Raw genomic sequence first — 23,549 nt, forward strand, 5'->3', positions numbered from 1 at the left:
ATTTTTCTAATACGATGCTTTTTCTTCGCCACTTAATGGATCAATATACAGTTTAGGTTTATTTGCTGATTTACGGAATTTAACTTCCCACAAGCCATCTTCGAATTCAACTTCTTTTATATCTTTTGTTCCCTTGGATTCAAGTGATTCGATGATCGTCGAGATTAGCAGAGCATCTGCAGGCGGTAATTCTTCTCTGTCAGTTCCTTTCCTGAACTTTTCCATACCAGAAATCGGATCAATATAAAGTTTCTGGCATTCACCCGAATTGCAAACTTTTACTTCCCACAAACCTTCATCAAGTTCGGCATTTGCAATGATTCCAATTTTCTGAGCTTCAACCGATTTTAATATTGACGAGAGAGGTTGACTATTTGCAAGCTGCGGCTGACCTATTGAAAATGAACAGAGCGTAAGAGTTATTATAAAAACTGATAAGATATTTCTGGTGTTCATAATTTTTCCTCATTTTTATTTGTGATTTATTTTTTAAAAAAAAGAAAAGAAAGAACTTGTCGGAAAATAGGAAATAGAAATGAAGCGGTCAATGAATAGCAAATATTTCGTGATACAGATCAAATATTATTCTATCCGATCAAATCAATGATGTATTACCATTAGCATATAAATATTATTATCGGAACGAAAATAATTACTCCTGCGGAAATGCTTTTCTAAATTTTGCTATCCTCACTTCAAAAGCAAAATTTTATGCGTATAATTTTTTTTCGATGTTCTCAATACAATGAAATATACGCCGCTAGATAATGAATTTCCTTCCAGATGAATTTTGTGATCGCCGGATTTTCTGAATCCTGTAAAAATATTACTTACCTTTTCACCAAGACAGCTTTACAAATCTAATGAAATGTTATCATCATCAGTTAAATAATATTGAATTATTGTAGAGCTGTTAAACGGATTCGGATAGTTTGTAATAGAAAATGCTGATGGAAGAATGCCATCATCCGGTACAGAAACCACAAAATTTTCAAGAGCGAGTGCTGCAATTGTTGCGATACCAAGTTTAGAAACATTATGAAAGTAGGTTAAATTAAATTTATCAATTCTGTCCTGACTGCTATGATAATACGGATTGAAATCACCTCCGTAGTAAGCTTCACTAAAACAAATCGCCGAATAATTGTGCTGCCAGAATGATGAGTGATCGCTTGCCGTTGTTCCCGGATTATATACAACCGGTACAGTCGGCAAGTTATACAATGTATCAATGTTTTTCATAAAATTACCAAGTAAAACAGAATTAGAAATATTACGTGTGTGAATATCCATTAGCCCATCGTTATTACTATCCCAGCCAGACATTTCAAATTGTATTACACCTTTAATGTTTAATTGATTTGAATCAGCTTGTTCAGCAAAAAAAGCGCTTCCAACCAAACCAATTTCTTCCTCATCCCAAAATCCATAAACGATCGAATACTCAAACTGATAAGATGATAATATTCTTGCAGCTTCTACAACTCCCGCACAACCGCTTGCATCATCATCAGCACAGAAATAGGTTACAGCATCATAATGAGCGCTGTAGATATAGTATTCTTCAGGGTAGAGCGTTCCCCGTTGAATTGCATAAATATTTCTTCCACTCGCACTGTAATGCTGGTCGTAAATTTCTAAACCATAACCTGTTAATTTTTCTTTAATGTATTCAGCAGCCAGATCATTCCCTGTTGAACTTACTCTTTGCGTTATTAACACAGTTGAATCACCAATGACAACAGAATCTTCTCCTGAAAGAATCCGGACATAAGAAACTAATGAATCTAAATTTGTTTCATCAATTACTTGCTCAATGAATGGATCATAAGTTTGACTAAAACAAAATATTGAGAATAAGAATTGTAATGAAAGAGTTGCTTTAAGTTTCATAATAACTACCAAATAATTTTTAGAGACTTCTGAATTATTATCGATGGGTCACTCTGAATCCGGCAACTGCCGGATTTTTTAATTTAAAAACAAGATATTTCACTCTTGCCTCGCCGGCAGGCAGTTCGCTCAACATGATAATTATTGATTATTCAGAAGTCTTTATAAAATAAATAAAGATTACTTTAAAAATAAATATCATCGTTTCGGTTTAGTTTGTGACCAGTGAGAACTTATCAGTTTCCAATCCCCTTCAATCAGTTTGTAAACTTCAGTTGTATTAAAATATTCCTTGCTGCCTTCCTTCATAAATCCAATAAAGTTGAAAGTAAGAATACCAATTTCACCATGCATTTGAACCTGCGGATCAAGCAATTCATAATCGGGAAAGCTGAATGTTCCGTTAAAAGCAGCTATCCAATCATGAAAATCATTTTTACCTGTGCAGCGTTTTTCCAGACCGGGATCAAAATAAGTTATTTCTTCGGCAGCAGCTTCGATGAATCCGAATGTATCGCCTGTTATCCAGCGGTCTAGTATTGCTTTTTCTTTTGCAATTATTCTTTCTTGTGGTTTCATTTGTGTTGAATCTCCTTTAGAATAACAGAAATCAGAATTATTAGCTATAAATATTGTTGATGAGATTTCAACTATAAAAATTATTACAGACAATTTTTTAATAAACATAATTACTCCCTTGTTTTTAACAGATGTCCTCTTGAATCTCTCGATACTTTATTTATTAATTTTGTATCTATTAAAAATAGTCCTTTTCAATTCAAATTGTCTAAAGCAGTTGCTTTTAACCTGCTGCTCAGAACAATAATGCAGAATAAAGCACAACTGTCTCTGATTAAAAATTAATTTTGCCGGTTTTATTTTTCCTCGATCATTAAGGGAGTCAATGCATCAGTAGAATCCACAATCGATCCTTCAAAGCTGATTCGGGGATCGTTTATATCGACAAGTTCATTCAATTCATAGACATTGTGATAACCATATCCGTAAAGGTTTATGTAAGTTGGTATATTCAATGCCATCATCAGCGGTTTTTCTTGTGAGTTGAACTGTGCAGTAATAATGCTGCCTGAGTTAGTTACCGGCATTGCAACTTTGGACGCAAAATCAATCTGGTTGCCATCGAAATTATTGTTGCAGTAGATTAGTATTGTTGTCTCGAATGAAGGAATGACTTCTGCAAGATTGTTCTGCGTAAAATCTGTGAAACTCAGGTGCTTTGCTCCTTTCACGTGAATGCGTTCGTAACGAAAAGTTGAACGACTATCCAGAATAATTACTCCAGGTTGATTACTCATCTTTAAGAATGTGTCGAGATCAACCAACCGTTTTTCGCGATGTGGCTCAACTTCAGAGACAAGGTTTTTAAAGTCATCAAAACTGACTTTAGCTTTTGGGTAGGAATTGTCCTGTGCTATAACCGATGTACTAAAAAGTATCATTGCAAATGCTGCAAGTATTTTCGCATTCATAACCATTCCTTTCTTTTTTTTCAGATATCGATGATACTGACAATTCCCTTTTCAGAATTTAAGCTGAGTTTGCTAAAGCACAAAAAGTTTTTTACTAAGCTGCAAATCTAAAAGTTCCGAAACAGCCAAGCCTGCCTGTCAGTAGACAGGTGCGAAAAGGCAATCAGGTTGATTACTAGTTATACAGCTTTTGCTATTTTAATTTCGTATCTAAACTTTTTAGAAACTCTTCTGCTGTCAAGATATCTATTTTACTACGTCTATAATCTATTTTATTTCTGGAAATAATAAGTGTGATACCATTATTTACAGCCGTGTAATACTGAATTGCATCTTCAAAATCATTGAATCCGGAATTAAGTGATTGTTCAATTACTCTTTCATCAATTGGTAAAATATTTATGAGAGTTTTTAGTTTTCTTAAACTCTTTAATGCTACGAAATTTGTGGTTTGTTTCTTTAGAAGGTAGTGCAGATTTGCGAAAATAAGTGGCGACGTGTAAGCGATAATTTTATTTTGATTAATCAACGTGAATAATCTAGCTGAGTGAATATAGTACGGCTCCCTTTCAGCAAGTAAATCCAATATTATATCCGAATCAACAAATATTTTTATCATTTGGAATATTTTGCTTCTATATGATCTCTATAAGCCTCTTTCAAATTAATATGCTTTGGTAACTTGATAATCCCGGAAAGTTCGAGAACATTTGGTGATATTTCAATTTCAGTAATGCTTTCTTTATCAGATATTAAATTGAAATATTTTTCTACCATTATTGAAAGACTCTGTTTATTTCTTTGAGCATATTTTTTAGCACGATCAATTGCTTTTTTATTGAGTTTTAATGTTAGTTTTGTATTCATATAAATCCTTTCTATCATACGTAAATATTCTAATGACAAGATACGTATAACCACTCCAATTTTCAAGTTCTACTATTTGCAATATAACGGCGTTATTGATAACCCGCTGCCTATAATTTATACTAAGATTACTAAAGAAAAAAAAGTTTTTACTTCACTCCGATTCCAAAAGTTCCAGAACTGCCAAACTCGAAAACACTGTAGGATTGAGTTGCTGGTTAGTTGCTATTTTAATATTTTCTAATAGCATTATATTATAATTATTAAATAGACATATTAAATATGCGTTTTGTTTGGGATAAAAATAAGAACCTCGCTAATATCAAGAAACATAAAATATCTTTTGAAGAAGCAAAGACAGTTTTTCTTGATGATAATGCCAGACTTATACATGATCCGGAACATTCAATATCGGAAGAACGATTTATTATTTTAGGAATTACAAACAAATTAAGACTCCTCGTTGTTGTGCATACCTATAAAGAGGACGGTGATGTTATTAGAATAATTTCTGCCCGCAAAGCAACAAGAACTGAAACAATATATTATTACAAGGTGAAATAAAATGAAAAAAGAATATAACTTCAGTGATTCCATTAAGAATCCTTATACAAAGAAACTAAAAAAACAGATTTCAATCCGTATCGAAAAAGAAACTGTTGAGTATTTCAAAAAACTGGCTTCAGAAATTGATATCCCTTATCAGAATCTGATGAATATGTATTTAAGGGAATGTGCGCAAAACAATTTCAAACCAAATATTCACTGGCGAAAGTAATTTTACACTAGCTTCTAATATTTTTCTTGAAACTATCAGAATAATGATATAATTTTGACATAGACAAAAGGAGTACTTATGCCAATTATAAAACCAATATCTGATTTGAGAAATAAATCAAACCAAATATCAGAACTTGCCAACAATTCTAACGAACCGATATTCATAACTAAAAATGGTGAAGGAGATTTAGTAGTTATGTCAATGTCTCATTATTCCAAGCTGCAATTAAAGATCGATTTACTTAGTAAACTATCCGCTGCACAGAATCAAAAAGCCGAAGGTGATAAGGGACGAACACTAAAACAAGTAATGACTGATATTCGGAATTCGATTAATGCCAAAAGATAAATATCAAATTCGATTTCTCAGAGTTGCTGATGAAGATTTAACTGAAATAATATCTTTTATTGCATCCGATAATCCGACTGCGGCAAATGCAATCGCTGACAAAATTGAAAAGAACATTGAACTTCTATCTGAGAATCCAATTCTTGGCAGAATACCAAGAGATGAAGACATCAAAAATCTTGGGTATAGATATATAATTATTCAAAATTATATCGTTTTCTATACAATCGAAGAAAGAACGATTTTAATTCACAGAATCCTGCACGGCGCTAGAAATTATAAAACAATTCTATGATTTCTTAACAGCTTAACGGCTTGCCGATAACCCCTGCCCAGCTTGCCCGCCGAAGTTTTAACGAAGTCGAGGACAGCAATGCAGATTAAAAAGACAAAACAAATGATTTATTCCGGTAGTTGCCGAACACTTTTCTTTCTTTGCAAGCACGTTTTGCAAGTTAATTATTTTTTTATAAGACTTTTAACAACAAACTTTTTACGGAACGACTAAGCCAAAAAAATAAAAACTGCCAAGCCTGCCTGTCGGCAGACAGGTGCGAATTGGCAGGCAGCTTGAGGCACGGGTTATATTGATATTAATTAAAATGAAATTTATTTGATTAAAGAAACAATAGTAACATTCAAATATAAAGGACCACCATCAACAGGATAACCTTCAATAAGATTTCCAGAAATTTTCACTTCTTTATTTTCAAAATTATTTAAATCAATAGTTGAACTGGTTAAAGCATAAATTGGCTTACCACCCGCATCATTGAGAGTATGTGTTCCGTACATCCAGGTTGATACTTCGATTTTATGAATTACACCAATCTGATTTTGTTTTTCTGCAGGATCTACACTTGACTCACAAGCAAAAAAGAAAAGTGAAAATGCTAATAAAAATAATGTTAGTTTCATTTCAGTCACCTTTAAATTGTTTGCAATATAACGACGTTGCCGATAACCTGCTGCCAAGAACAACAATGCAGAATAAAAAGACAAAGCCAAAGACCTGCCTGCCGGCAGGCAGGTTTAGTAAACTGTGCTTATCTTTCTTTGCAAGTGCAGTTTACAAGTTAATTATTTTTTTATAACACTTTAACAACAAACTTTTTACGGAACGACCAACCAGAAAATTTTATAAATACCAACTGCGAATTCGCAGGCAGCTTGAGGCACGGGTTAGGTTGTTATTGTTTTAGTTGAACGTTAGTTGAAACCAGTTCTCTTGTCTGGATTAAATATGTCGTATCACTATTATATGGTCTCATTGGTGTTTCACTGTAAATTAAACCAATACCAGGCGAATAGATTGTATTATAAGAAAAATCATAGAAATATCGATTGTATACATAACATTTTAACTTACCTAAATTTGTTTGAAATAGTGAATCTTTTGATGTAACAGTAAATCCATCTAATGATTCACCAACTTCTGCTGGATAAGGATATGTTATTGAATATGATTCAAAGTTAGTAACATGATGCCCAATGGTATCATTTCTAAAACCTGTTTGCCCAAGCATTGTCCTATTAGAGCCTTGAAGAAACCATAATACATTATTAATAGCAGTATCTTTTTTAATAAAAAATGTTAAAGTATCTATCCAATCTATTGCTCCCAAAGTATCATATGTTGTTATCTTAAAAGACCAGCTATTTCCAATTTTCAATGGAACTAATTCATCAGGCTCTGTATCTGGAGGTAAAATCGGATTTGTTGATTCACTGCACGTACTGATAACAATAGAAAAAAATATTAACAGTACTATTGAAATTTTTTTGTTATTCATATTTACCCCTTAATCTTCATTTGACAACCTAACGACGTGTTATGTTAAAACACAACACCGTAATTATTTTTAATTTAAGATTTCCTGTGTGTTTATCTTTTTATTAAACACTTTAATTAATTTCAATATCTAACTTAATCCAATCAACGAAATAAATCATCCTCTTTAATAATAGGATATCCTCCCGTATAGCAGGACAAGTCGTTATACGCTCTTCCACTAAAGAATGAGTAATTCCCAAAATGCCTGTCCCGAACTTGTTTCGGGAAAGTATGGCTGCCATAGCCTTTTTGATATTAAGGCAGAATAGTTGTTTTCCCGCTTTTGCAGGATCCCGTTTTAAGGGAAAGTAAGAAACATTGTAGATCAGTTTTTCAAAGCACTTAATTTTTAATTTAACTGTCTCGAGCCGGATAACTATTTATTTTCTGTGCCTATTGACTTTTTATTATTAAAGAGGTTAGGCACAGATTATAAATTATTTTTTTTATATACTAAATAAATGTTTAAAAAAGACTAAATATTAAAATGTTTTAAAATGAAAAATTGGAACATCAATTGCTGTTTCATTCAACATTATTTTTCTTATTTCTAAATCAGCTGCAAAATAAACTAGGTTTGCAAAAACATTATCCTCTTTTGAGAATTGAAAACTAAACTTTGCTGTACTATTTGGATAAACAGAGATTGAATTTTTAATCATACTCTTTCCATCTTTGAGGAAACCCTTTTGATTATAAAAATATACGTTATCTAAATTAAATACTTTGTAATTAGTAATATCGTTTAAAACTATATCATCCAATAAAAATTTAATTGAATCAACTTTACTTGATATTTCAATTTCGAAATTACTATAATTGAGAAGTGGCGGTTGGTCGTAATAATGAAAATCTCCCTTAACTTTAACAATTAATTTATCTGTTAAATAGATGATATATTCATCTGATACAGAGTAATTTGAAGATTCGATTGGTTTATATTCTATTAAAAGAGTGCAACTTGAAAATATTAAAGCGACTATAGATATATAAAATCCTTTTTTCATTTTAGTGCCTAACTATTACTTATACCGAGTTGGTGGTCCTCAATCCGGTTGTTATTTAAGAATTATTTTCTAATCTACCGACCACATTATTTATTATTTTTTTCTTCTAACTTATTTTAATGCTTATACTTAAAAATGCAATTACCGGGTTCTTTCAGGAATATATTCCCGAAAGTTTTTCTCATCTATCAACTTTTAATCCAATGGGCTTCTAACTCCAATGCCTCTATTCAACACGTGAGTATATATCATCGTTGTTTTTACAACCTAAAATTAAAACTTCGTGGTAACTATATCAATCAACATTTAACAATAATTCGCTCAACTCTTTTCAAATTTTTATATTTACTGAAGACTGTTCATAATAATTCTTAATATCAAAATATGATCATCCAAAGAATAAATAATTCTATGTCGTCCCAAAGGGACTTTCATTTATCTTATGTAAATTTTTACTAAAAATATTCAGTCCCTAAAGGGACTATCACAAATTTATTATCCCACAGGGACAAAATATTTGTAACTTAAAACATCCAATAAAATTAAAAGTCCCGTAGGGACTATATAAAAAATGTTTGAGAGATATATATTTGCACAACAACAATAAATCAAATAACTCGATGAAAAATTCAGCGCTATTTATTCTAACATTAATTTGCATTCATACGTTCATACAACCATTCCTGCCTGTCCGGCAGGCAGGCATTCATACAACGATGGCTCAATCGAAGCAGACCGCTTTCATCAACGGAAAAATTTATACAGTTAACGAAAAGCAGCCGTATGCAGAAGCTGTTGTTGTTGAAGGAAATAAAATAAAATTCGTCGGTTCAACAAGTGAAGCAAGAAAATTCATTGATACACAAACAGAAGTAATTGATCTTGATGGAAAGCTGATGCTTCCGGGATTTAATGACAGCCATCTCCATTTTACAAGCGGAGGGAATTATTTGCTTGGAATAAATCTTCGTCCTGCACTCAGCAAAGAAGAGTTTGTTGAAATAATTCAGTCATATATTTTAAGAAGAACTCTCTCCGAATCATCCTGGGTTACAGGAGGACGATGGGACCACGAACTCTGGCAGGATAAATCTCTTCCTACAAAAGATTTGATTGATCCGGTAACAGAAAACACTCCGGTTTTTGTAAGCAGAATTGATGGACACATCGGTCTTGCAAATTCAAAAGCACTTGAGCTTGCAGGAATAAATAAAAATACACCCGATCCGGATGGTGGGTTAATAGAAAGAGATAAAAACGGAGAACCGACAGGAATTTTAAAAGACAATGCAATGGATTTGGTTTTCAAAATAATTCCCTCGCCAACTCTTGAAGAAAATATTGAATCCACTCTTCGTGCGCTTGAAGAAGCAAGAAAACTTGGAATTACAAGCGTTCAGGATATGACTCAACCGGGAGAACTTGAAGCTTATCAACAAATAATGAAAGATGGGAAATTGACCTGTAGAATTTATTCCATCTGGCCAATTGATCGGTACGAAGATATTGTCCGTGCTGGAATTACAGTTAATACTGAAGATATTTTTATTAAACGTGGTGGACTAAAAGGCTATGCTGATGGTTCACTCGGAGCAAGCACTGCATGGTTTTTTGAACCGTATTACAGCAATCCTTCTAACTACGGATTGGCAAATGATGTTGTTACAAATGGCAATCTTGAAAAATGGTCAACTGATGCAGATAGAAATCGTTTGCAGGTTTGCATCCATGCAATTGGTGATAAAGCTAATGCATATGTTCTCGATATGTTTCAGAAAATTAAAAACATTAATTCACCGTGGAACAGAAGATTCAGAATCGAGCATGCACAACATCTTCGTAAAGAAGATATAAATCGATTTGCAGAAATAGGAGTAATTGCTTCTGTTCAGCCATATCATTGCATTGACGATGGTGTGTGGGCTGAAAAAAGAATTGGATCTGAAAGAATAAAAACTACTCACGTATATCATTCGTTACTGGAGAGTGGAGCAGTAGTTTCATTCGGTACTGACTGGCCAGTTGCACCGCTCAATCCTCTCTATGGAATTTATGCAGCGGTTACACGAGAAACTGTTGACGGTAAAAATCCAAATGGCTGGATACCTTCAGAAATAATCTCTGTTGAAGATGCTGTGAAGTGTTACACATTAAATTCAGCTTACGCATCTTTTGAAGAAAAAATAAAAGGCAGTATCGAAGTCGGTAAACTGGCAGATTTTGTTGTATTGAGTGATGATATTTTTTCAATCGATCCAGATGAAATAAAAAATGTTGAAGTAGAGATGACAATTTTTAATGGCGAGATTGTTTATACGGTGAGGGAATAGAACGCAGATACCACCGATTAAGCAGATTATAACAGATTTAAATCTGCGTAAATCAACCCGATCTGCGTAATCAGCGTTCTATTTATTCAGTGTAAACCTTACATTTCTCCTCTATATCAAAGCAATATTCTACATCGCCTTTGTAACTATGATTTTGAGATTGTTAATTTTCTAATTATTTATCAACCAATCCAATGGATTTCATTGGCATTTAAGTTGACCTTATGGAAACAAAATTTATAAACAAAATGGAGGTTCAATGAAAACCCGGTTACTTGTAAGTCTGTTATTTGCTTTCTTTTTCATATTCGTTTCAAATCTTTCTGCACAGACATTATACTTCTGCGAAGGAGTTGATGATGACGGTTATCCGATAACTGATGCATCTTCATTCACAATTCCGGATGATGGTGGATATCTCTACGTACTAATCCGTCTGCCATACGAGGTTGATTGTTCATCAGTGAGATTGGAAATTTACAGGAATGGAGATTATGATAATACAATTTATGTTGATACAGAATATGAATGGAGCTGGTTCTGGAAACAAATTACATTTTATAAGCGCGGCACGTATGATGTTTATGCTTATGATTGTGATGATTATGAATTGGCAAGCGGCAGAGTCAAGATAAGTTTTGATTAATAAATTTTTAGTTCTATCAAGTGGCTGTCTCATAAGTCTGATTTTGTCAACCTGAACCTGCCTGACGGCGGACAGGTTTGTTTCTCCAAAGGAGTCCTTTAGACAGGTTCTAATTTTTAACTGAAATTAAGATATTAGATTCCGAAATAAATTCGGAATGACAATTCTGAGACAGCCTCTTTTCTATTTTAAAAGCCTAACACCAATGCAATCCATTCATCTTCTTTTTCAATTCGTCTGATCTCAAAACCAATAGAATAATATTTATTCCTGATTACATCAAAGTCAGAGTCTAACAAACCAGAAAGAATTACAAAACCATTTTTATTCAATCTTGATTTTAACTTCTCAGCAATTTCGATAAGCACATTCTTCTGGATATTGGCAAGTATTAAGTCAAAATCATTTTCATTGACTGCATCAATTTCGCCGGTCAGTATTTTAACTGAATCAACAACCTGATTTAATGAACAGTTCTCATTACAATTATCAAGACAAATTTCATCCGAATCAACCGCAACAGCTTTTGAAGCTCCTAATTTAATTGATGCAATGGCAAGTATTCCGGTTCCCGAACCAACATCAAGAACTTTTATTCCGGGTTTTACAGTATCTTCAAGCAATTGCAAAATAAGTTTGGTTGTTTGATGTTCACCAGTTCCGAATGACATTTTTGGATCGATTGTGAGAACGATTTCATTTTCTTTTGCCGAGTAATTTTTAAACGTAGGTTTAATTACAATTCTATCCGAAATGCGGATCACTTCCCTGCTTTTTTCCCATTCCTCATTCCAGTTTTTATCTTCCAGAATTTCTTTCTCTACTCTGAATGATTCGATAAAATTTTCATTTTTTAATTTCATTAATGATGAATTCAATTTTGCTTCAACAGCTAAGTCAATATCAGAAATAAAAACAGAAACGTGATCATCGTTTTCAAGAAGACCGGTTATGTTAAACTCCCACATTATTCCTGAAAGCAGCTCAGTATCAAATGGTTGAGTGTAAATCTTATAAATTAAAAATTTTTTCATTTGTTATTAATTAACTCTCAGATTCCCGACACTCTCCGTTCGCGGGAATGACAACCTCACAGTCATTCCGGCGATAATCCCAGAGGGTTTGAGTCCGGAATCTACTCTCAGATTCTCAACAGGTCCGGTAATTGCCGGACTTGCGGAAATGACAGCCGTCTCATTGTCACTCAAACTCAACCAGCAGTTCACAAATTTTATTCTGAAAGTTTCTTGCTCTGGAAGATTGATCAACATAATTCTGAATCAGAATTGAAAATGCAAGCAAATGTCCGTTCTTTGCAGTAACATATCCTGAAAGATTGCTGACTCCGTTAAGTGTTCCGGTTTTTGCATGCACATTATTTAGTGCGGATGTGTTTTTCATTCTGTTCTTCAATGTACCATCAACACCGGCAACGGCAAGTGAATTGTAAAAGAGATTGAACAAACTTTTATGATCGTAGTACATATATTTCAATGTAGCAAGAATAAGCTCAGCATTGAGAAGATTATAATGAGATACGCCTGAACCATCGGCAATTGAATAATCATTTGAATTAAAACCAATTGAATCAATTAATCTTTTTACAGCAGCAAGTCCGTCATCAGCAACCGCCGGCGCACCGGAATCTTTATATGCCATAGCATAAATCAGCATTTCAGCACTGAGGTTATCACTATCTTTATTTACAAAAGAAAGTACTGTATCAATTGAATGATAAATACTTGTCAGGTAAACAGAATTCTGTTCAAGATTTTTTACATCAACGGGTTTGTAAAAGGTAATTCCACTTTGTGCAAGTTTCTCCTTGCACAATTCAAGAAAATATCTTTCCGGATACATTAAATTAATTTTAGAAGAATATTCATGCGATTGATCCTTACCTGCACTTCCGCTGATCAGGATAATATTTTTATTATTCAGCCAATCGCGAGTGATTAAAATTTCTTCGGATTCATCGGAGTCAACCGTAATGGAGTTGTTAGCAACTTTAACAAATTTTGTTTCCGGATTTATTTTAATGATTAAAGGTGAATCTATCTCTGCAGTATTTGCAAAAACTTCGATTGCATTTCCGTTTACATTTAATGAACTCAGATAAGGAGCGCCCGGATCAGGATTATCATCCCACATCCAACCTCTGCCCCAGTAAATTGAATCTTTCTTTGATATATCGGCATAGACACCACCAGATATTTTTTTGATTCCAAGTGATTTAATAATCGAAATCATTGAATCTATATCTGTAGTCATCAACATCGGATCAAAGCCGCCAACAATAAATAAATCTCCATACATTATTGTATCCTCTATTACTCCCGTATGATACAAATCAGTTTTGAAAGTATAATGTTCGCCAAGGTTTAAAAGCGCAGATGCTGAAGTGAGCAATTTCATATTTGATGCGGGACGAAGCAGCAGTTGATTATTTTTTTGATAGAGTGACGTGCTGTCTGTTAAATCAAAAATATCAATTGCAATAATTGTTTTATCAAAGAAAGGATCATTGACTATTGTTTCAATCTCTAATGAGAGGTTACTGCTTGCGGATTTCTGATTGCGGGTTTCGGATTGAGAGAAAATATTATTGTTGAAAAGAAAGAATATGGAAAATAAAATAACTTTTATAAAACTGCTCTTCAGATATTTTTTAAAGCTAAAATTATAACCTTCCACATTTTTCATATTCCATCAGCCATTTTCCAATTAAAAATATTCTCTTACTCTGAAATCTGCACCAACTTCATCTACTGCAATTTTTCTGGCACGTTCAATATCAACCTCATCAACAGAAACGATTGTCAGAACAACTTTTTCAACAAAATTTTTTGATTTTTTTGCGAAGTCGATCATTTCATTAAAATAATTTTTCCCGAGTCCAACTAATTTTGAATATTGTTCCGGATCAAAAGAATTCAGGCTGATTGAAACAACATCAATAAGATCTTTCATCTCGGATGTAATATCCCTTTTGTTTATTACATTTCCATGACCATTAGTATTCAGTCGTGTTCTTCCGCCATTTGATTTAACATAACTGGCAATAGATTTTAAAATATCCCATCTAATAGTTGGTTCACCATAACCGCAGAAAACAATCTCTTTATACTTTTGGGGATCATCAATCTCCTTTATATAAACTTCAGCGGACGGTTCTTCGCTTCTTTCCATACCAAGATTGTAACCGCTGATTACTGGATTTTCATTTCTCTTACAAAAGACACAATTAGCATTGCAGCGATTCGTAACGTTAATATACAATGAATTATCAAGTTTGTAAGTAAAAGATGTCTCAGGTTTAGCACCAATTCCATAGATTCTGAATGCATTGAATGATGTAATGTTTGCAACATCTGCGATTCTCAAATTATGAAGTTCGGCTACTATTTCAGCAATGAATTTTATATTTGCCGGTTCATTTCTTTTTCCGCGATTCGGAACCGGAGTCATAAAAGGTGAATCAGTTTCAAGCAGTAAATTTTCTAATGGAATATGTTTTAAAATATTTCTTAAACCATCAGCATTTTTAAAAGTAATATTCCCCGTAAAGGAAATCATAAAATTCATTCCCACTAATTCCATTGCATCTTCAAGCGATCCATTAAAACAATGAAATTGACCTCGCAAACCTGAACCGCAATAACTTCTGATTATTTCCATCATATCTTCATCCGAATCACGATTATGAACGATGATGGGCAAATCAAGTTTCAAAGCCAGATCTATCTGAGATTTGAAAGCTTCTATTTGTTTTTCTTTCGGAGAGAAATCATAATAGTAATCAAGACCGATTTCGCCAATGGCAACAATTTTTTTATTCTTTGCTAACTTTTCAATCGGAGAAATTAAAGAAGGATTCCAGTCTTTTGTATCATGAGGATGAACACCAACAGCACCGTAAATCATTTCATATTTTTCAGTCAGATCAATTACCTGTTCTGCAGTTTTAAGATCGGTTGCTGGTACGAGAATATATTTGACACCGGTTTTTTTTGCCCGGTCAATTACTTCATCGAGTTCTCCATCATAGTTTGGATAGAAAAGATGTGCGTGAGAATCTATAAACATAAAAGCTAAATCAGATTTTATCTACTTCGCCAATCACTATAAACTGCTCGTTGATTTCATTAGCAAGTTTTAGCGCAGCACCAACTTTTTTCTTATGAATAATTATTACAAGTCCGATTCCCATATTGAATACTTCGTGCATTTCTTCATCAGAAATTTCGCCGGAAGATTGTATCAGTTTGAATATTTGAGGTGTTTCCCAATTGTTCCAATCAACGTTTAGTTTTAATCCCTGCGGAAGAATTCTCTTTGTATTACCTATCAATCCCCCGCCGGTAATGTGAGAAAGACCTTTAACATCAATTTTACTTTTGATTGCGTTGATAAGCTTTAAATATGAACGATGAATAGTGAGAAGTTCTTCACCCAAAGTCTTCTTTAGTGATGGAATTTTTTCAGTGAGTTTGTATTTTTCGAGTAATACTTTTCTTGCGAGAGAATATCCATTTGTATGAAGTCCGGTTGAAGGAACTCCAATCAGTACATCACCTGAAGAAATTTTATCACCTTTAATTATTTCTGATTTTTCTACGACGCCAACAATAGTTCCTGAAATATCATAATCACTTGTTTTATAAACTCCGGGCATTTCAGCAGTTTCACCACCGATAAGAGAACAATTATTTTCTTTGCAGGCGATCGAAAATCCTTTTACTATTTCCGCTCCAATATTTGAATCCAATTTTCCAAAAGCTAAATAATCCAGAAAGAAAAGTGGTTCGGCTCCACAAACTGCAATATCATTAACACAATGATTCACCAAATCCTGACCAATAGTATCATGTTTGTTTAACTCAATGGCTATTTTCAGCTTCGTTCCAACTCCATCAACGCTGGAAACCAGGACAGGCTCTTTATATTTTGAAAAATCAGGTTGGAAAAATGCACCAAACAGACCAATGTCCGTTAGAACAGATCTGCTAAAAGTTGTTTTTGCGTATTCTTTTATCTTATCAACTGTATCATTACCAGTTTTTATACTTACACCAGCTTCTTCATATTTCTTAGCCAAAACCAGTTCCCTTCACTCAAAATAAACATAATAAAAATTTCTTTTTGAAAATTAAGCAGATATGCCAAATTATTCAAAAAACCAGGTCAGTAAAGCTGAGTAATAAATTAATAAAGAGAAATTTAAATTGAGACTTTATGAGTACATGATCATCCAATGCCTGCCAAATAATGCTTAATTTTGATATATTTGCGCCTTGATTTCGTGCAAGAAAAACTAAAAATGGAAACAGAAGAATTAAATCAGAGAGAGAAATCTATACTAAGATCAATCGTTCAGCAGTTTATACTTACTGCAACACCGGTTGGTTCTCGTAATATTACAAAAAAGTATGATATCGGTTTCTCACCGGCAACTGTGAGAAATGTAATGGCTGATCTTGAAGATTCAGGTTATATTAATCATCCGCACACATCGGCTGGAAGAATTCCAACGGATAAAGGTTATCGTTATTATGTAGATTCATTGATGGATGTAGAAAAGGTTAACACAAAAGAAAAAAGCCTGATAGAAAACAGTTTGAATCAGATTGTTGATGAAACTGATGAATTAGTTAAAGTTACATCAAAATTACTCAGTTCTATAACCAGACAAATAGCTTGTGTATCATATCCAAACCTTGAATCGGGTATTCTCGAGAAGATTCAAATAATTTCTCTTACTTCAACAAGAATTCTGGTTGTGATCAGTATTAAATCCGGGCTCGTAAAAACTATTACGATGGAACTTGATACTGAGATGAAAGAATCACAGATAGATTCTGTTCAGATTCTTCTCAATGAAAAATTAGCCGGGCTAAATCTTGCTGAAATAAGAAATACTTTTGAAGAGCGATTCACTGATGTTACTGACGACCAGAAACCGATAATCCGGCTTTTTGTTGATTCAGTTGATAAACTTTTTAAAGATGAAGTCAGATCAGAACGTTTAATTGTAACCGGTGCAAAAAATATTATCCAGCAGCCCGAATTTGAAAGCCCTGAAAATTTCCAGAGCATAATAGAACTCATTGAAGACAAAGATGTAATTGTTCATATAATGGATAAATCATCCGAATCTAAAAAAGAGGAAGTTTACATTTCAATCGGCAGTGAACATTTAGAAAAAAAACTGCAGGAATATAGTTTCGTAAGTAAGGAATATAAATTTGGTGAAAACAGCGGGACGCTTGGAATAATCGGACCGAAGCGTATGGAATATTCCAGGATTGTTGCAATTGTGGATTATCTCGCAAAAGTATTATCCGAACATTTAAAATCACGTTAATAAAAACAGGAATAGATGAATTATGATTAAAAATAAAAAAGACAACCACCAGGAAGAACAAAATATTGAACAAGTTGACAACAAATCAGAAAATTCAACCAATGATGCTAAAGATGAACAGAAGCAGCTTCAAAGCGCAGAAGCAAAAATTGCAGAGCTCGAAACTCAGGTAAAAGAATGGAATGACAAATATTTAAGGAAAGCTGCTGAGTTTGAAAATTATAAAAGACGAACTGAAAATGATCAGTTCAACTTAATTAATTATGCGGCTGAATCTTTCATCGTAAAAATTCTTCCTATTGTTGATGACTTTGAAAGATCAATGGAACACATTGATGATATTGACAACAATAAATCAGTTAAAGATGGAATTAAATTAGTATATGAAAAGCTATTGAAATTACTTCATGAACAAGGCGTAAAAAAAATCAAATCTAAGGGAGAGCCCTTCAATGTTGATTATCATGATGCTTTATTGCAGAGGAAAGATGATTCCGTTCCTGCACACACTGTGCTTGAAGAAATAGAATCAGGCTATTTGTACCGCGATAAAGTAATACGACACGCAAAAGTAATAGTGAGTGAAGAATCTTCTGACAGCCCGGCAACAGATGAAAATTCTGCTGATTCATCTTTAGAGAATGAGAACTAATTTTAATGGCTAAAAGAGATTATTACGATGTCCTCGGAGTAAGCAGAAATGCCTCGAAGGATGAAATAAAAAAAGCTTACCGCAAACTTGCAATGCAGTATCATCCGGATCGCAACCCGGGTGATAAATCGGCTGAAGATAAATTTAAAGAGGCTGCTGAAGCGTATGAAATATTAAGTCACGATGATAAGAAAAATAATTACGACCGATTTGGTCATGAAGGTGTCAGAGGAAGTGGATTTGGCGCTGAAGGGTTTTCATCTGTTAATGATATTTTTTCACACTTCTCAGATATATTCGGTGGTTCATCAATCTTCGATGAATTTTTCGGAGGAAATCAAAGAGGCAGAACAAGAAGACGAGGCACTGGTACACAGGGTTCAGATCTGCGTGTTAATTTAAAATTGACACTTGAAGAAATTGCAACCGGAATAACAAAAAAAATCAAGATAAAAAAACAGGTGAGATGTAATGATTGTAATGGAACAGGAGCCCAAGCCGGAACATCTCTAAAAACTTGTCCGGTTTGCAACGGAACCGGTGAAATAAAAAGTGTGTCGAGATCAGTATTCGGACAGTTTGTAAACATTACAACTTGTAATAATTGCGGTGGTGAAGGACAAGTAGTAGATTCACCATGTAAAACCTGTTCAGGCGATGGAAGAGTGAATGAGGAAACAACATTGAAGATAGATGTTCCCTCCGGAGTTGAAGATGGAAATTATATGACAATGCGTGGAGAAGGTAATGCAGGTAAACGCGGAGGTCAGCCCGGAGATATTATTGTAGTATTTCAGGAATTACCCCACGAACATTTTATTCGTGAAAAAGATGACATTGTTTATAATTTATTTGTTTCCTTTCCACAAGCTGCGCTCGGAGCAGAAATTGAGGTACCGACTCTCACAGGAAAATCAATGCTGAAGATTGAACAAGGCACACAGCCCGGAAAATTGTTGAAGATGAGAGGGAAAGGAATCAGACATCTTAATTATTCGGGCAGCGGTGATCAGATTGTCAGAATTAATGTGGCAATTCCACAAAAACTTAATTCAAAAGAGAAAGAATTACTGAAACAGCTTTCTGAAATGCCAAATGTAAAATCTTCTTCAGAAGATGAGAAAAAAAACTTCTTCAGCAAGTTCGGATTGTAATTGATAAAATACGGAACCAGAAAAGTTGGACTTAATTAAGTTGTTGGTTTTCTAAATATTATTTTTTCTTTTATTAATGTTTGAAAAAATTTCTAAAAAAATAGGTTTTACTCAAACAGAAATTCTGGTAATTCTTTTTCTTTCGGGTTTGCTTCTGTCTGGTATTGTTTACGTTGAATTTTTTAAAAAAAGCAGCAACGATAATAAATACATTGATTACTCAAAAGAAGATAGTCTCTTCTACTACTATTCCAATTTGAATCCTGAATTTGATATTGAAGACACAACTCTGATCAACAACATTGAAATTAAAAAGAGAGTTCTGGAATTATCAGATACTGTTGAATATGCAAAAAAAGATATCGCTTCACTTACTGAGAAAAGCATAAATCTCAATACTGCTGGTTTAAATGATCTGACTAAATTACCGGGAGTTGGAGAAAAGACTGCTGAGAAAATACTTGAGCTTAGAAATCAAAGAGGTAAATTCAAACGATTGGAAGAGTTGATGGATGTTAAGGGAATTGGTGAAGTAAAGTTCAGTAAGATTAAGAAGTATGTATATCTTTAACTATAATGCGAATGATTAACAATTACTTTTACAGCATAAATAAAAAGCCGTGAACGCATTGCAAAAATTTGGCGGGATTAATATAACTGCTTCAAGGTTACAAATTATTGAACTGGAAATTGAGTCGAATCATTTCTCTGTCAATAATGTTGGTCAGACTTTTTTAAGTCCTGCTATTAATTTCGATGACCCGGCTGAAGAAATTATTTTCCCCCAGATTCAAAATGCTTTTGAAGAAATTAAAATAAGAAATGGATTCAACTGCTCTTTTGCATCGTTTACACTTCCTCCGGAATTATTTCTTACAATTCAGCTTCCCTATGACTCCAACCTTAATCAAAAAGAAATACGTGATGAATTCAGTTGGGAAATATCTCAACTTTTTCCATTTGTACCTGTTGAAGAACTTGCGCTAAAATTTTATGACCTTGAAAGCAAATTCCTGCAAGGCAGAAACAACGCACTCGTCGTTGCGTTACCGAAAAAATATTTAATGCTGCTAAAAAAATTCTGTTCAATAAATAATCTTCAGCCAAAATTAGTTGATAATGCATCAATCAGTGCGAATAGTTTCATAAACTCCTCCAGAAATGAAACAAATAATTTTATCGGCATTAATCTTTACAATTCTAAAAACTCCATTACTTTGTTCATCAATATTTCATCAAAGCCCGCATACATAAAAGTTTTTAATAAGAGTGACAAGAACTTAATCAGCACAATTGTTAACGAATTACGACAGGAACGATTCGAAAAAATCTTCAACCAGTCACAATTGAGCGGAGCTATTTGCGGTGAAGATATCGGCATTGATGCAATCGCACAATTAGAACAGGAACTAAATATAAAATTTGAAAACTTTGACCCATTCAATATTATTAAATTTAAAGATGATGCTCATAGTTTTGAAATTCCATTGGATTACTACAGTTCCTTTACACCTGCAGTTGGTGTAGCATCCCGTTACAATTGATTGAAAACTTAGTGAGATTAAGAATTACAGCCGGTGAACTTAAGGGAAGATTTATCAATGTTCCCAAATCAGATTTAGTCAGACCGACAACTGAACGAGTTCGGGAAACTATTTTTAATATCCTGAATAACCGAATCTCATTCGAAGGGATACGAGTTCTGGATTTGTATTCGGGTTCAGGAGCGCTTGGTTTTGAATGCCTAAGCAGAGGTGCAGAGGAAATTCATTTTGTGGAAAAGAATTCAGTGATTTACAAAACGATCGAAGAAAATATTAATCTTCTGAAAGTCAAAGATCAATGCAGAATTTTCAAAATGACTGCAATTCAGTTTTCATCAATGAAAATTAAAAACAACTACAATTTAATTTTAGCAGATCCTCCTTTTTTCAAAGATGATATTTATAATGTCGTTGAAAATATATTGAATAATGGATACCTTCACAGCGAATGTTTTATGATCATAGAAAGATCAATTCAGACAAAACAAAAAGATATTGAGAATTTTAGAATTGATCCTTTTAAAATCATAGGTGATGCGTGCCTCTACGAAATAAAATCCTTGCATTAACTCTTACATCCCTTTTATTTTTCGCTGCAGCTGACATCTGTTCACAACCGTTTCATCGGGAACTAAATCTTATTCCTGTAAGCGATGGATCCGGATTGATTAAAAATAATTTCAGCGGCGGACATAACAATCTGGAGTATCAATTTGTAGATATTGATAATGATGAAGACCTGGATATTTTTTTCCTTGACAGCGATAAAACTTTCGGTTTATTTGAAAATATTGGTAACAAATTCAATCCTGAATATAAATACCTGATTAACAAACCAAATAATTTATTTTTTTCAAATTGGTTTTACTTTGTTGACATAGATAATGACAATGACTTTGATTACTTTACCGGTAATAACGATCAGATATCATATTACCAGAATAATGGGAGCATAAACTCACCTTCTTTTATTCTGGTTCAAGACACTGTCTGGGATGATACCGGACAACCTATCTATAGTGAATTCGGAAGCAATGCTTTATTCGCAGATATTGATAATGATGATGATTTAGATTTCTTCAGTGGAAATTCAGCAGGGACAGTTAAATTCTATGAGAACATTGGAACGCAAACAAATTTCAATTTTAAATTTATTACCAACGAGTGGCAAAACTTATATATTGTTGGTACTCTGGCAGAGAACTCACTTCACGGTGCAAGTTCATTGGACTTTATTGATATCAATGATGATGACGATCTGGATCTTTTCTGGGGAGATTTTTTTAGCAACAGTCTTTATTTTATTGAGAATCAGGGAAATTCCATCTCTCCTGATATGCAAAAAATTTCAGATGTTTATCCAATTAACTCTGACAGCGTAAATACAAGCGGATTCAATATGCCGCGTTTTACAGATATTGATAGCGATGGTGATTACGACTTGTTTGTTTCTGTACTTTATGATCCAACTGTTCCTCAATCATTAATGTTTTATGAAAATACCGGTAATGCTCAATCAGCAAATCACATATTAAGAACAAATGATTTTCTAAAAACGCTTGATGTCGGTAATAACAGTTCGCCGGTTTTTGTAGATATAGATAATGATGGTGATCTTGATTTATTCATAGGTTCTTTCAATAACCCGAATGGTTCAATTCACTTTCTTGAAAATACAGGAACTGTTTCCAACCCATCATTTTATTATTCTGACTCTCAGTACTTTAATATAATGAGTGATCTCGTTGTAACTCCGGCATTCGGTGATCTGGATAATGATGGTGATTATGATTTGCTGGCAGGAAAACTAAACGGAACAATTGACTTTTATCTCAACAATGGAACACCTGTATCTGCAAATTTTCAAAATAGTATTTTGTTAAGAAATAATAACAATGACAGCATTGATGTTGGTTCAAGTTCGTCACCATTTTTGATGGATGTTGATGGTGATTCTGATCTCGATCTGGCGATAGGAGGTTTCAATGGTAAATTAAGTTTTTATGAAAACACCGGCAATCCCGCGTCATACGAATTCACTTCTAACCCTGCTTACTTCGGCACGTTAGATATTGGTGATAACAGTACGCCATTTTTTATTGATTATAATGAAGATGATGTATTAGATTTATTTTCTGGCAGCAGAAATGGGGAAATGTTTTATTTCAGAAATGATGGAAATAATATTTCGCCCATTTGGAGTCTGATAACAAATCAATTCATCCATGATAACTTTGGTGGAAATACGTTCCCCTGTTTCTTTGATATTGATAATGATACTGACTCAGATTTATTCCTTGGAAATGTAAAAGGCGGATTATATTTTTACCTTAATTCTATGATAACAAGTGTTGCTGAATGGGAATTAACGCCAGTTGACAATTATTCAATTGCAACTTTTCCTAATCCATTTAATCCATCAACCAGAATAAAATACTCAATTCCTGACAATGGTTTTGTAAATCTTTCAGTTTATAATTTGCTTGGCGAAAAAATTGCTCAACTTGTAAATGAAATAAAAACGGCTGGTGAATATGAATCTGAATTTGATGGAAGCGGATTAGCTTCAGGAGTTTATATCGCGAAATTAGTCTCAAATAATAATCATCATACAATAAAAATGATTTTAACCAAATAAA

At 33.5% G+C, this 23,549-nt stretch carries 27 protein-coding genes; 13 read left to right on the forward strand and 14 right to left on the reverse strand.

Translation table 11 applies throughout. From position 1 onward, the window contains the following. Positions 1-6: 6 nt before the first annotated feature. The 7 genes from HND39_00585 to HND39_00615 all read right to left on the reverse strand — a co-directional run bounded on the left by HND39_00585 (position 7) and on the right by HND39_00615 (position 4,250). A complete protein-coding gene (locus HND39_00585) occupies positions 7-456 on the reverse strand; it encodes a PepSY domain-containing protein (GenBank protein ID QKJ94879.1) in 450 nt (149 codons plus the stop codon). A 234-nt stretch (positions 457-690) separates the two neighbouring features. Beyond that, positions 691-825 carry a T9SS type A sorting domain-containing protein gene (locus tag HND39_00590; GenBank protein QKJ97823.1) on the reverse strand — a complete coding sequence of 45 codons (135 nt, stop codon included), beginning with the start codon at positions 823-825 and terminating at the stop codon, positions 691-693. Positions 826-852: 27 nt separating this feature from the next. Further along, positions 853-1,893, reverse strand: coding sequence for a M28 family peptidase (locus HND39_00595; protein QKJ94880.1), 1,041 nt, complete (start codon positions 1,891-1,893; stop codon positions 853-855). Positions 1,894-2,091: 198 nt separating this feature from the next. Beyond that, positions 2,092-2,580 (reverse strand): SnoaL-like domain-containing protein, encoded by a 489-nt coding sequence (locus tag HND39_00600; protein QKJ94881.1) that lies wholly within the window; start codon positions 2,578-2,580, stop codon positions 2,092-2,094. 188 nt (positions 2,581-2,768) lie between these two features. Continuing rightward, positions 2,769-3,389, reverse strand: a complete 621-nt coding sequence (locus tag HND39_00605) for a rhodanese-like domain-containing protein (protein ID QKJ94882.1) — start codon at positions 3,387-3,389, stop codon at positions 2,769-2,771. Between the two features lie 187 nt (positions 3,390-3,576). Further along, the gene (locus HND39_00610; GenBank protein ID QKJ94883.1) at positions 3,577-4,002 is read right to left on the reverse strand and encodes a PIN domain-containing protein; all 426 of its coding nucleotides are present in this window, start codon (positions 4,000-4,002) and stop codon (positions 3,577-3,579) included. Then, positions 3,999-4,250, reverse strand: a complete 252-nt coding sequence (locus HND39_00615) for a hypothetical protein (protein ID QKJ94884.1) — start codon at positions 4,248-4,250, stop codon at positions 3,999-4,001. Before HND39_00615 ends, HND39_00610 begins: the two co-directional genes overlap by 4 nt. A 273-nt stretch (positions 4,251-4,523) precedes the next feature. On the opposite strand from HND39_00615, the gene HND39_00620 reads away from it, so the two are divergent. From HND39_00620 to HND39_00635, 4 genes are all read left to right on the forward strand, one after another. After that, on the forward strand, positions 4,524-4,814 hold the full coding sequence (locus tag HND39_00620) for a BrnT family toxin (protein QKJ97824.1): 291 nt from the start codon (positions 4,524-4,526) through the stop codon (positions 4,812-4,814). A 1-nt stretch (position 4,815) separates the two neighbouring features. Next, positions 4,816-5,028, forward strand: coding sequence for an antitoxin (locus tag HND39_00625; protein ID QKJ94885.1), 213 nt, complete (start codon positions 4,816-4,818; stop codon positions 5,026-5,028). Between the two features lie 78 nt (positions 5,029-5,106). After that, a complete protein-coding gene (locus HND39_00630; protein ID QKJ94886.1) occupies positions 5,107-5,379 on the forward strand; it encodes a type II toxin-antitoxin system Phd/YefM family antitoxin in 273 nt (90 codons plus the stop codon). Continuing rightward, on the forward strand, positions 5,366-5,674 hold the full coding sequence (locus HND39_00635) for a type II toxin-antitoxin system RelE/ParE family toxin (protein QKJ94887.1): 309 nt from the start codon (positions 5,366-5,368) through the stop codon (positions 5,672-5,674). The genes HND39_00630 and HND39_00635 overlap by 14 nt, the downstream gene beginning before the upstream one ends. 314 nt (positions 5,675-5,988) lie before the next feature. Here HND39_00635 and HND39_00640 read toward each other — a convergent pair whose 3' ends face one another. The 3 genes from HND39_00640 to HND39_00650 form a co-directional block, all read right to left on the reverse strand. After that, a complete protein-coding gene (locus HND39_00640) occupies positions 5,989-6,297 on the reverse strand; it encodes a hypothetical protein (GenBank protein QKJ94888.1) in 309 nt (102 codons plus the stop codon). 272 nt (positions 6,298-6,569) lie between these two features. After that, on the reverse strand, positions 6,570-7,172 hold the full coding sequence (locus HND39_00645; protein QKJ94889.1) for a hypothetical protein: 603 nt from the start codon (positions 7,170-7,172) through the stop codon (positions 6,570-6,572). A 523-nt stretch (positions 7,173-7,695) separates the two neighbouring features. Continuing rightward, a complete protein-coding gene (locus HND39_00650; protein QKJ94890.1) occupies positions 7,696-8,220 on the reverse strand; it encodes a hypothetical protein in 525 nt (174 codons plus the stop codon). A gap of 716 nt (positions 8,221-8,936) precedes the next feature. Between HND39_00650 and HND39_00655 the strand changes: the two genes are divergently transcribed. Both HND39_00655 and HND39_00660 read left to right on the forward strand, forming a co-directional pair. Beyond that, positions 8,937-10,550 (forward strand): amidohydrolase, encoded by a 1,614-nt coding sequence (locus tag HND39_00655; GenBank protein ID QKJ97825.1) that lies wholly within the window; start codon positions 8,937-8,939, stop codon positions 10,548-10,550. Positions 10,551-10,809: 259 nt separating this feature from the next. After that, complete coding sequence (locus tag HND39_00660; protein QKJ94891.1) at positions 10,810-11,196, forward strand: hypothetical protein; 387 nt, start codon at positions 10,810-10,812, stop codon at positions 11,194-11,196. A 188-nt stretch (positions 11,197-11,384) separates the two neighbouring features. Here HND39_00660 and prmA read toward each other — a convergent pair whose 3' ends face one another. From prmA to HND39_00680, 4 genes are all read right to left on the reverse strand, one after another. Further along, entirely contained in the window at positions 11,385-12,230 is an 846-nt protein-coding gene (gene prmA, locus HND39_00665) for a 50S ribosomal protein L11 methyltransferase (GenBank protein ID QKJ94892.1), read from the reverse strand. Between the two features lie 166 nt (positions 12,231-12,396). After that, entirely contained in the window at positions 12,397-13,899 is a 1,503-nt protein-coding gene (gene dacB, locus HND39_00670) for a D-alanyl-D-alanine carboxypeptidase/D-alanyl-D-alanine-endopeptidase (GenBank protein QKJ94893.1), read from the reverse strand. Between the two features lie 21 nt (positions 13,900-13,920). Then, positions 13,921-15,282 (reverse strand): YchF/TatD family DNA exonuclease, encoded by a 1,362-nt coding sequence (locus tag HND39_00675; protein ID QKJ94894.1) that lies wholly within the window; start codon positions 15,280-15,282, stop codon positions 13,921-13,923. 10 nt (positions 15,283-15,292) lie between these two features. Next, positions 15,293-16,294, reverse strand: coding sequence for a phosphoribosylformylglycinamidine cyclo-ligase (locus tag HND39_00680; GenBank protein ID QKJ94895.1), 1,002 nt, complete (start codon positions 16,292-16,294; stop codon positions 15,293-15,295). A gap of 222 nt (positions 16,295-16,516) precedes the next feature. Between HND39_00680 and hrcA the strand changes: the two genes are divergently transcribed. The 7 genes from hrcA (at position 16,517) to HND39_00715 (ending at position 23,548) form a co-directional block, all read left to right on the forward strand. Further along, positions 16,517-17,560 (forward strand): heat-inducible transcription repressor HrcA, encoded by a 1,044-nt coding sequence (hrcA, locus tag HND39_00685; GenBank protein QKJ94896.1) that lies wholly within the window; start codon positions 16,517-16,519, stop codon positions 17,558-17,560. Between the two features lie 22 nt (positions 17,561-17,582). Next, positions 17,583-18,212, forward strand: a complete 630-nt coding sequence (grpE, locus tag HND39_00690; GenBank protein ID QKJ94897.1) for a nucleotide exchange factor GrpE — start codon at positions 17,583-17,585, stop codon at positions 18,210-18,212. Between the two features lie 5 nt (positions 18,213-18,217). Beyond that, on the forward strand, positions 18,218-19,366 hold the full coding sequence (gene dnaJ / locus HND39_00695; protein ID QKJ94898.1) for a molecular chaperone DnaJ: 1,149 nt from the start codon (positions 18,218-18,220) through the stop codon (positions 19,364-19,366). A 76-nt stretch (positions 19,367-19,442) separates the two neighbouring features. Next, positions 19,443-19,937 carry a helix-hairpin-helix domain-containing protein gene (locus tag HND39_00700; protein ID QKJ94899.1) on the forward strand — a complete coding sequence of 165 codons (495 nt, stop codon included), beginning with the start codon at positions 19,443-19,445 and terminating at the stop codon, positions 19,935-19,937. Between the two features lie 58 nt (positions 19,938-19,995). Beyond that, a complete protein-coding gene (gene pilM / locus HND39_00705) occupies positions 19,996-20,910 on the forward strand; it encodes a pilus assembly protein PilM (protein QKJ94900.1) in 915 nt (304 codons plus the stop codon). 11 nt (positions 20,911-20,921) lie between these two features. Further along, the gene (rsmD, locus tag HND39_00710) at positions 20,922-21,479 is read left to right on the forward strand and encodes a 16S rRNA (guanine(966)-N(2))-methyltransferase RsmD (GenBank protein QKJ94901.1); all 558 of its coding nucleotides are present in this window, start codon (positions 20,922-20,924) and stop codon (positions 21,477-21,479) included. Beyond that, positions 21,449-23,548, forward strand: a complete 2,100-nt coding sequence (locus HND39_00715; GenBank protein ID QKJ94902.1) for a T9SS type A sorting domain-containing protein — start codon at positions 21,449-21,451, stop codon at positions 23,546-23,548. The genes rsmD and HND39_00715 overlap by 31 nt, the downstream gene beginning before the upstream one ends. The last annotated feature ends 1 nt before the right edge of the window (position 23,549 follow it).

The sequence above is a fragment of the Ignavibacteriota bacterium genome (assembly GCA_013285405.1).
Taxonomy (GTDB): domain Bacteria; phylum Bacteroidota; class Ignavibacteria; order Ignavibacteriales; family Ignavibacteriaceae; genus IGN2.